The 8,619-nt window shown below is 51.8% G+C and carries 8 protein-coding genes, 1 tRNA gene and 1 pseudogene; 5 read left to right on the top strand and 5 right to left on the bottom strand.

Annotated elements, in window-relative coordinates; genetic code table 11:
- Positions 1-171: 171 nt before the first annotated feature.
- The 3 genes from AC5M9B_RS03665 to AC5M9B_RS03655 form a co-directional block, all read right to left on the bottom strand.
- Positions 172-2,280: a TonB-dependent receptor gene (locus AC5M9B_RS03665; RefSeq protein WP_070655395.1), complete on the bottom strand. Its 2,109-nt coding sequence runs from the start codon at positions 2,278-2,280 to the stop codon at positions 172-174.
- 263 nt (positions 2,281-2,543) lie between these two features.
- On the bottom strand, positions 2,544-3,050 hold the full coding sequence (gene coaD / locus AC5M9B_RS03660) for a pantetheine-phosphate adenylyltransferase (protein WP_016686445.1): 507 nt from the start codon (positions 3,048-3,050) through the stop codon (positions 2,544-2,546).
- Between the two features lie 128 nt (positions 3,051-3,178).
- A complete protein-coding gene (locus AC5M9B_RS03655; RefSeq protein WP_019270041.1) occupies positions 3,179-3,865 on the bottom strand; it encodes a Bax inhibitor-1/YccA family protein in 687 nt (228 codons plus the stop codon).
- A 252-nt stretch (positions 3,866-4,117) separates the two neighbouring features.
- On the opposite strand from AC5M9B_RS03655, the gene pyrE reads away from it, so the two are divergent.
- The 3 genes from pyrE to argA all read left to right on the top strand — a co-directional run bounded on the left by pyrE (position 4,118) and on the right by argA (position 6,640).
- On the top strand, positions 4,118-4,759 hold the full coding sequence (pyrE, locus tag AC5M9B_RS03650) for an orotate phosphoribosyltransferase (RefSeq protein WP_070655392.1): 642 nt from the start codon (positions 4,118-4,120) through the stop codon (positions 4,757-4,759).
- 112 nt (positions 4,760-4,871) lie between these two features.
- On the top strand, positions 4,872-5,333 hold the full coding sequence (locus AC5M9B_RS03645; RefSeq protein ID WP_070655390.1) for an MJ0042-type zinc finger domain-containing protein: 462 nt from the start codon (positions 4,872-4,874) through the stop codon (positions 5,331-5,333).
- On the top strand, positions 5,330-6,640 hold the full coding sequence (gene argA, locus AC5M9B_RS03640; RefSeq protein ID WP_070655389.1) for an amino-acid N-acetyltransferase: 1,311 nt from the start codon (positions 5,330-5,332) through the stop codon (positions 6,638-6,640). Before AC5M9B_RS03645 ends, argA begins: the two co-directional genes overlap by 4 nt.
- 249 nt (positions 6,641-6,889) lie before the next feature.
- Here argA and AC5M9B_RS03635 read toward each other — a convergent pair.
- Positions 6,890-6,952: pseudogene (locus AC5M9B_RS03635) on the bottom strand (transposase); the annotation flags it as partial.
- A gap of 108 nt (positions 6,953-7,060) precedes the next feature.
- Between AC5M9B_RS03635 and AC5M9B_RS03630 the strand changes: the two are divergent.
- Positions 7,061-7,136, top strand: a tRNA-Thr gene (locus AC5M9B_RS03630).
- Positions 7,137-7,337: 201 nt separating this feature from the next.
- On the opposite strand, the gene AC5M9B_RS03625 is transcribed toward AC5M9B_RS03630, so the two are convergent.
- Positions 7,338-8,330 carry a KAP family P-loop NTPase fold protein gene (locus tag AC5M9B_RS03625; RefSeq protein WP_487648268.1) on the bottom strand — a complete coding sequence of 331 codons (993 nt, stop codon included), beginning with the start codon at positions 8,328-8,330 and terminating at the stop codon, positions 7,338-7,340.
- Positions 8,331-8,398: 68 nt separating this feature from the next.
- On the opposite strand from AC5M9B_RS03625, the gene AC5M9B_RS03620 reads away from it, so the two are divergent.
- Positions 8,399-8,619 (top strand): transposase (locus AC5M9B_RS03620; protein ID WP_487648267.1); only part of this gene is annotated, 221 nt, incomplete at its 3' end.

Raw genomic sequence — 8,619 nt, 5'->3', positions numbered from 1 at the left:
ATTAACTTTAAACCAGTACGGCGTTGCCTCGCCTTGCCGTACTATCTGTACTGTCTGCGGCTTCGTCGCCTTGTCCTAATTTAAATTTAATCCACTATAGAAAGTAAAAGGTCGTCTGAAAACCCGTGTTTCGAGTTTTCAGACGACCTTTGTTCTGTTTTCTGACCGGGATTAGAAACTGTAATTCACCCGTGCCGTATAAGTGCGCGGCGCGCCGGGCATGGCGTCGGAACGCCAGTATTTTTGATTGAACAGGTTGCCGACGGCGAAAGTAAGGTTCAGATTTTTGCGGTTCCAGCCGAGCATGGCGTCGGTGCGGGCGAAGCCGGGAAGCGTGGTGGTTAGCTTTTGGCTCGAATTGTAGCCGTAGCGTTTGCCCGTACCGGTTACGCCGATTTCGCCGTAGAGGTTTTCAGTCGGCGTGTAACGGAAAAACAGGTTGCCGGTAACGTTGCTGGTGTTTTCCAAATGGATGCCCACGCGGTTTGGATTTTCCTTGTCTTCAACCACTTTCGCCTGCATCACGCCCAACGATCCGCGCAGGTAGAGTTTTTTGGGGATGATTTGTCCGATGGCGGACAACTCCACGCCGCGCGAACGGTGTTTGCCGCCGACTGCCCAAGTGTAGGGATTATTTTGTGCGTCGGGGCGGTAGCGGATATTGAAGCGTTCGATTTGGTAGGCGGACAATGTGGTGCTGAGACGTTCGTCCAGCCAACTGCTTTTGACGCCGGTTTCGTATTGGCGGGTGTACTCGGGGTCGGCGTTGAACACGGCGGCAGACGAAGTGTCGATACTCAAATAGCCTCCGCGTCCGCCATAAGGCGCGAAGCCTTTGTTATACGAGGCGTAGAGCGTGTGGGCGGGCATTACGTTCCACACTGCGCCGATGTTGGGGCTGAACGAGTGGCCGCTGTATTGGCGGCTGCTGCCGGTGAGTTTGTTTTCGGAATTAAAGGTGTATTTGTCGTAACGGCCACCGAGGACGAATTTCAAATCGGGCGTGGCGGAGAAGATGTTTTGCACAAAGATGCCGTAGGAGTCGGCTTTGTGGCGGTTTTGGGTGAGGACGGGTTGCAGCCTGCCCGAAGCCGGCCAGCTTGCGCGGTCGTAGGGGTTGATGGAGGCGGAAAAGGCGCGGCTGAAACCCAATGTCGGGTTGCGGCGTTCGCGGCTGTAATCCAGGCCTACGGTCAGATGGTTTTCAAAACGGCCGATGGTGTAGTCGCCGTTGAGCGTGAAGTTGGACGACAGGGTTTTGTTGTCGGTCTGCTGCCAGGCGTAGTTGCGTTTGATGCGGTTGCCGTTTTCGCTGCCTGCATAGAAATGGTCGAAATCCTGCGCCGCCGTGCGGTGAGCGAGCTGCCATTGGGCGCGCCATTTGTCGTTGAAGGCGTATTCGAGGTCGGAACGCCAAACTTGCAGCTTGTCTTTGACAAAATCGTTCCGGTGGGCGAACCCCATGCGGTAAGGCAGTCCGAAGCGGTCGTACACGGATTTGGTCGGACTGCGGTCGGGCGTGCGCTCCACATTGTCGTAGGTGTATTGCCCCGTCCATTTCAAGCCGTTGTCGAGTTTGACGGTAATGCTGGGTGAAACCATGACGTTTTTGCTGTCTATGCCGCTGCGGAACGAATTGGCGCGCCCGACTTCGCCGATGAGGCGGATGGCGACGTTTTTGTTCAGCACTTCGTTGATGTCCATATTCAGGCTGCGGTTTGCCCATGAGCCGTAAACCGCACCGATGTTGCGGCTTTGTTTGAAGTTGGCGTATTTGCTGACCATGTTGATGACACCGCCGCCGTTGGTGCGGCCGTAAAGTACGGAAGACGGGCCTTTCAGGATTTCCACGCGCTCGATGTTGGCAGTGCTGCGGCGCACCTGCCCGCTTTCGCGCACGCCGTCGCGGTAAATATCGGATGCGTCGGCTTGGAAACCGCGCAGGAAAATGCTTTCGCCGCGCATATCGTAGGCAGCGTCGATGCCGGCATTGCCTTCGAGGATGGAACTCAAATCGTTCGTACCGTAATTTTTGTTTTTTTGGATGTTGAGCGTATCGACGGTTTGCGGCGTTTCTTTGATGAGCTGCCCGTTGCGGGTAACGGCGGCTTCGTCATAGTTGATGTAGCCTTTGAGTACGCTGGTGTCAGACTGTCCGACCACGGTAACGGTGGGCAGGGTAGCGGTGTAATGTTCACCATCGGCTGTATCGGCGGCATACAGCGGGAAGGCGGAGGCAATCAGGGCGGGAAGCAAGGAAAGGCGGGTGGAATATTGCATGTTCAACTCGAAAGGTGAAGGGATGCCGCATTATAGGAAATATTTTTGTTTAATCGAAATAATTGATAACAATTATCTTTATTTATAACAAATCGTGTTTATATTCTGCAACGAAGCAGCTACCAATAAAAATACATTTAAAATGAATACTATTATCTGATTATTAAATATAAATTTAGAATTACACAAACACCGCCATAAATCGAAAGGTCGTCTGAAAACTTGCGTTTCAAGCTTTCAGACGACCTTCTCGTTAACAACATTTAAGTTTCATAATCCTGCACGATTTTTTTGTACACGGCTTCGGGCAGGTAGCGGCGTATTATGTCGTGCCAGCCATCCGGGCCGACCAGGCCTTTGACCATAGTGGAAGACACTTCGGCGATTTCGCGCGGCGGCATCAGGAAAACCGTCGAAATTTCGGGTGCAAGGTCGCTGTTGATATAGCGCATGGAGCGTTCGTATTCGTAGTCGGCGGCGGAGCGGATACCGCGAACGATAAAGCCCGCGCCGATTTCGCGCGCGTAGCGGACTAGGAAGCGGTTTTCAAATACGCTGATGCGGACATTGGGAAAGTCGCCCGTAATCGCTTCGAGCATGGCGCGGCGTTCGTCTATGGTGTAGGTGTTGCGTTTTTCGGGATTGATGCCGATGGCGACGACGAGTTCGTCAAAAAGAACCTGAGCTTCTTGTATCATCCAAAGATGGCCGAGGGTCGGCGGGTCGAAGCTGCCTGCGTAAACGGCGCGGCGCGGGGGGATAGTGTTCATGGGTAGTAGGATGAGTGATGGCAGCCGTCAGGATAGCGGGCGGGGAATGGAATGTCAAAAAGGTCGTCTGAAAACCTGTTTGCAGTTTTCAGACGACCTTTGAATTCTTTCGTCAGATGCGTAAACGGTTAATCATCGCCGCTGAACGCCAACAAAATACGCAGCAGGCTGCTGAAGATATTGTAGATGGAGATGAAGATGGTCAGAGCCGCGCTGATATGGCTGTCTTCGCCACCGTCAATCACCGTACGCACCTGCCACATAATCATCAGCGAGCTGAACAGGACAAACGCTGCCGAAACGGCGAGGCTCAATGCCGGGATTTGCAGGAAGAAGTTGGCAATCATCGCGATCATCAACACTACCGCGCCGACGGTCAGGAAGCGGCCTAGCGAATTCATATTGACATTGGTGCGGCGCGCCATTGCAGACATGGTGAAGAACACCCCGGCAGTCATGGCGGCAGCGATGCCGACGATTTGCGTACCGTTTGGAATAGCGAGCGTATATTGCAGAAGCGGGCTGATCAGCACACCCATGCCGAAAGTGAAGATCATCAGGAGGGTTGCGCCGACATTGCTGTAACGGTTTTTCTCAATGAGGAAAGTCATGCCGTAGAAGAACACCAGCACGGCAACCAGCCCCATCCAGCCTTGACCGAACAGAGAGAACAGATTCAGTCCAAACTGGCCGCTGAAATATGCGCCGGCAACGGCGGGAATGAAAGACAGGCCGAGCAGGCGGTAAGTTTTTTGCAGGACGGTATTTTTAGCAACCTGTCCTGTGACGGTATAGTCGTAAACGTCGTTTCGCATGGCGTTTGCTCCTGAAAAATGGTTTGAAAACAAATAAATTCGGATTGTAACAGTAAATCATCGGCTTGGGCATATCAAGTATGCCGCCGTCGCCGCTTACCGATAGGTAATGGCTAATGGCGTATTTTAAAGGGCTTGAATGAAACAGGTCGTCTGAAAACCAGAAAACCTGTTTTCAGACGACCTGCATTTTCCTCATGAATCCTTTATAATCTCTTCCTTTATAAATCAATATCTTTCGAAAGAAGCAAAATGTCCGATTTCCGTCAAGATTTCCTTAAGTTTGCGCTGGCGCAGAATGTATTGAAATTCGGTGAATTTACGACCAAGGCAGGCCGTCAGTCGCCTTATTTTTTCAACGCCGGATTGTTTAACGACGGCGCATCGACGCTGCAACTGGCGAAGTTTTACGCGCAGGCGATTATTGAGAACGGCGTGAAATTCGACATGCTGTTCGGCCCGGCTTACAAAGGCATTATTTTGGCGGCGGCAACGGCGATGATGCTGGCGGAAAAAGGCGTGAACGTGCCGTTTGCCTACAACCGCAAAGAAGCGAAAGACCACGGCGAAGGCGGCGTGTTGGTCGGTGCGCCGCTCAAAGGCCGCGTATTGATTATCGACGACGTGATTTCTGCGGGAACATCTGTGCGCGAATCGGTCAAACTGATTGAAGCGGAAGGCGCAACGCCCGCCGCCGTCGCCATCGCGCTCGACCGCATGGAAAAAGGCACGGGCGAATTGTCCGCCGTTCAGGAAGTGGAAAAACAATACGGCCTGCCCGTCGTTGCCATTGCCAATCTGAACGACCTGTTCACGCTCCTGCAAAACAATGCGGAATTCGGCGGCTTCCTCGAGCCGGTCAGAGCCTACCGCGAACGCTACGGCGTTGCCTAAAATCCGATAAACAAAAGGTCGTCTGAAAACGGACAATCCCTTTTTCAGACGATCCAACCCGATCAAACACACATTAAAACAACACATTCCACACTTTACACGGAAAACCCCTATGCCCGCCTGTATCTGCCCACACTGCAAAACCTCACTTTGGGTCAAAGACACCCAGCTCAACGTCGCACAAGGCTTTGTCGTTTGCAATAAATGCGAAGGTCTGTTCAAAGCCAAAGACAGCTTGGCACCGTCCTCCGCCCCCGCCAACCCCGATACACTGCCCAACGCCGTTACTGACGTTCGCCTCGTACACGACATGGGCGGCAACATCCGCAACCGCAAACAACTCTCCCGCCACGAAATCGCCAACCTGCTCGACAGCGCCGAACGCGCCCGAAAAGCCAAAGAAGAAGAGGCACGGCGTGCCGAAGAGGAAAAGCGGCGGACTGAAGAATTCCAAGCCTTGATGGCTGCCGCTGCCAAACCCGCCAAATCCGAAGAAGGCTTCAACTGGACGCTGGCGGTACTCGTTGCGCTGACCGTCCTCATCATGCAGCTTTTCTATCTGGTCTTGTTATGAACACATCTCCAGGCTTTGTTGCCAATTTTCGCGAAGCCGCGCCCTATATCCACTACCTGCGCGGCAAAACACTGGTTATCGGTATCACCGACAGCCTGCTCGAAGGCGACACCCTGAACCGGCTTGCCGCCGATTTCCACCTGCTCGCCGGCTTGGGCGTGCGGCTCGTGTTGGTACACGGCACGCGCCATTTTCTCAACTGCCTCGCCGCCGACAGACAATTCGTTCCGCAATACCACCGCAACCGCCGCATTACCGACGATGCCACCCTGCGCGACGCCAAGCAGGCGGTCGGAATGATACGCAGCGACATCGAAGCCGCCCTGTGCAGCAGCGCATCCGCCCCCTTGCGCAACAAACCGATTCCCACCGCTTCGGGTAATTTCCTCACCGCCCGTCCGCTCGGCGTCATTGACGGCATAGACATGGGCTACACCGGCATCGTCCGCAAAACCGACACCGACTCCATCAACCGCCGCCTTGACGACGGCGCCATCGTCCTCATCAGCCCGCTCGGACACTCCTACGGCGGCAAAACCTTCAATCTCAGCATGAGCGAAGCCGCCGAAGCCGTCGCCGTCGCCCTTCAAGCCGAAAAACTCGTGTACCTGACCGAAGAAGCCGGCATTTGCAACGCCGACGGCGTCCTCATGTCCACCCTGTCCTCAGGCGAAGTCCGCCACCTGATAGAAACCGCAAACAACGTCCCCGTGCGCCTGCTCCAAGCCGCCGTCAACGCCGTCGAAAACGGTGTCAGCCGCGTTCAAATCCTCAGCGGACGCGAAGACGGCGGACTATTGCGCGAACTATTCACCCGCGAAGGCTGCGGCACCGCCATCGCCCGCGATGCCTTCGTCTCCATCCGCCAAGCCCACAGCCACGACATCCCGCGCATCATCGACCTGATACGCCCGCTTGAAGAACAAGGCATCCTGTTGCACCGCAGCCGCGAATATCTCGAAAACCACATCTCCGGCTTCTCCGTCCTCGAACACGACCGCAATATCTACGGCTGCGTCGCCCTCAAAACTTTCGACGATCCCGAAATCGGCGAACTCGCCTGCCTCGTCGTCTCCCCCGAAGCCCGCGACGGCGGCTACGGCGAAATGCTGCTCGACCACCTCTTCCAAAAAGCCCAAAGCTTGGGCATCCGCCGCTTATTTGCCCTCTCCACCCGTACAGGCGAATGGTTTGTCGAACGCGGTTTTCAGACGACCTCTCCAGACGCATTACCCGAAGAACGCCGCCGAGATTACCTTGCCAACGGCCGCAATTCGCAAGTATTTGTCCGAAATATCGAACCTTAATGCGACACGCTTTGCGCCTCCCGTTCATCCGACCTCGCGGCCGAACCCATCATTCAGATTTAGCTTGTTAACTGTTAAATATTATATTTGGACGGAGGCCGACAGCTTGCCGATTCCGGATAAACCTACCCAACCCATTGCCGTTTCCGGGCGGGTGGAAGGAGTGGAAAGTCAAGAATCAAAACAATATCCCCATACGGGCTTTTATAGTGGATTAAATTTAAACCAGTACGGCGTTGCCTCGCCTTACCGTACTATCTGTACTGTCTGCGGCTTCATCGCTTTGTCCTGATTTAAATTTAATCCACTATATAAAAAGGTCGTCTGAAAACACGGCATATATTTTCACCGAACAACGACCTTATTGGGAAATACGAACTTGCTGATCATCCCGTTTATGTATATGATAACGAACACCGTGCCGGTGTAGCTCAGTCGGTAGAGCAGCGCATTCGTAACGCGAAGGTCGGGGGTTCGATTCCCTTCTCCGGCACCAGCTTAGATAAAGAGAGGTCGTCTGAAAACTTGGTTTTGGGTTTTCAGACGACCTTTTTTATTGCGGTGTTTGTTCAAGGCTAAGGACTTGGAAAGTATTTTTCAAAATATAGTGGATTAAAATTGCAATGATACGGCGTTGCCAACGCCCTTATGTACTACCTGTACACGGCGGGCGTTGCCGCCTTGTCTCATTTTTATTTTAATCCACTATACTAAACAGTTTTTGCGGCATCAATTTTAGCGGCAATTCTTGACCATAACCTAAATTACTATTCATTAAGAACTTGGAATTCATTTTCTTATTCCAATATTCTGCAATATCACTGCCACGAAAATTGAACCGAGGATCTGTAATGCAACTATAATTAATTAATGTAATAGCCAATATATCTGTATCCTCGGAAATATAAGTACGCTGTTCATCATTGAAGTCAGGTAATGATTGGATATTGAATAATTGAGCAAAATCTTCGGCATGTGTGCGATTTCTATTAATGTCTTCAGCTAATTTTGGATAAAAACAAAAGATAAATATAGCTGTAATAATGAGCAATTTATATTCAATTACAAAATCTTTCCCTAATCCTTGGGCTAAAGAATTAAATATTTCCAAATATCGTACTAATGTTTCCGTTTCTCTTAGCGACAGATTATTTCGTTGAATAATCTCACCAAGGAAATCCATGATTGGATTATTTTTGATTAACAGAGATAATTCGCCATTCAGTTCTATTAATTCCTGACAATAACGAATTGATACAAATGTTCTTTCGTCCTCAAACCGAGCCACAACTTTATCCGGCAAGGCAAAACTGTACTTCAAAAACTTATCCAAATATTTGTGCGCATCGACTTCCGCCCCATACCGATGATTAATCGCCGCGCGCAGTTGCTTGGTGTTCGTTACCAGCACGACTTTGACGTTTTCGACATCAAAGACATGTTTGATGACTTCCAACATATCGACGGCGTAATCGGGGCGGCAGCGGTCGAGTTCGTCGATAAACAGGATAATCGGTTTGGCCGCTGCCAATCTTTTCAGGCAGGCTCTGAGCGTTTCCAGATTTTTTTCGGCTTCAATTTGCTCTTTCAACAAGGCTTCGACGGTTGCATCAATGGTGTAGCTGACGATTGTGGCAGCGGCATCGGTTACGGTTTCAGCCAAACTGTCTGCATCTTGGTTGCCATTCATTATCTGAGACCTTTGCAAAATTCCCCAAAATCCCCTAAATTCCTACCAAGACATTTAGGGGATTTCTCATGAGCACCTTCTTCCAGCAAACCGCACAAGCCATGATTGCCAAACACATCGACCGCTTCCCACTATTGAAGTTGGATCAGGTGATTGATTGGCAGCCGACCGAACAGTACCTGAATCGTCAAAGAACCCGTTACCTCCGAGATCACCGCGGCCGTCCCGCCTATCCCCTGTTGTCCATGTTCAAAGCCGTCCTGCTCGGACAATGGCACAGCCTCTCCGA

Source organism: Neisseria flava (assembly GCF_982712965.1).
This window is presented reverse-complemented; position numbering and strand designations above follow the sequence as displayed.